Below are 1,293 nucleotides of genomic sequence, written 5' to 3'. Positions count from 1 at the left end.
GCGCGGCGTCCGGCTGGAAGACACGCATCGAAAAATGCTCCATCTTTCGATAGAGCCGACGGCTGTAAACATGCTCAATGCGGTAGTGGCCCATAGCACCTGCAGGCGCAGTGGGCCATGCCCAGAAATGCTCGACTGCCCTTCGTAGCCGAGTGCACGCCTCGCCCTTCTTCAATACGAATCTCTTCCGCACGCGCCACCAGCTCCCAGCGGCGACGTTCGGACAGCGCCAGATTGCGGAACGCCTCCGGCGTCCCGCCTACCGGTTCGGTGCTCGGCGCCCATCTCCAGCATGCGCCGTCGGACCTGTGCACTGCGAAGGATGCTGGCCGATCACGATCCTAGCCGCCACCGGCGCTTGCGGCCATAACGAACAGGCTGCCTTTGACCAGCGTTCGGAACCGCGAGACCCATCACCGGCATCGTCAAGCGGATCTGGGTCTTGAACCGCACCGCGATTTCGACCTATGCTCGTGTCAATGCGCAGCCCATTTAATCGATGAGATGTCGACCCCTTCCTTGTACATATCCCACAGCGGACTCAGCAGGCGAAGCCTCGCCACAGTTTCCGTGACTTGCCGGACCACCGCATCGATCTCCGCCTCTGTAGTGAACCGCCCAAGCGTGAACCGAATGGAGCTGTGGGCGAGTTCGTCGCTACGACCCAGAGCGCGAAGCACGAAGGATGGCTCCAGAGAAGCGGAGGTGCAGGCGGAACCCGACGACACCGCAATGTCCTTCATTCCCATGATGAGCGACTCCCCCTCGACGTAGTTGAAGCTCATGTTGAGGTTGTGCGGCACCCGGTGCTCAAGACTGCCGTTGACATACACCTCCTCCATTTGGGTCAGGCCTGCGCTGAGCCGGTCCCGCAACCGCCTCACACGCGCGGACTCTGCCTCCATTTCGATCTTCGCTAGGCGAAACGCCTCCCCCATACCAACGATCTGGTGAGTCGGAAGGGTCCCGGAGCGCATCCCGCGCTCATGACCCCCACCATGGATCTGCGCCTCGATCCGAATCCGCGGCTTGCGACGCACATACAGCGCCCCGATGCCCTTAGGACCGTAGACCTTGTGCGCGGTCACAGTCAACAGATCGGCGTTGAATGTGCTGAGGTTGATCGGGATCTTGCCCGCCCCCTGCACCGCGTCGCAGTGGTAGACGATGCCGCGATCACGGCACAACTGCGCAATCTCCTCGACTGGGTTGATCACACCGATCTCGTTGTTGACCAACATGATGGACACCAGAATCGTGTCGTCGCGTAGGGCTTCTCGCACCGAATCTATG

Annotated in this window: 1 protein-coding gene; it reads right to left on the bottom strand. The window is 61.2% G+C overall.

The features are described from left to right. Window positions 1–476 precede the first annotated feature (476 nt). On the bottom strand, window positions 477–1,293 hold an 817-nt coding region (locus AC1DOC_RS33995; protein ID WP_478131611.1), incomplete at its 5' end, for an aminotransferase class V-fold PLP-dependent enzyme.

It is taken from the genome of Variovorax sp. 01T439_2 (assembly GCF_056398445.1).
The sequence above is the reverse complement of the archived record's forward strand: the minus strand, read 5'-3'. Positions and strand labels throughout refer to the sequence as shown.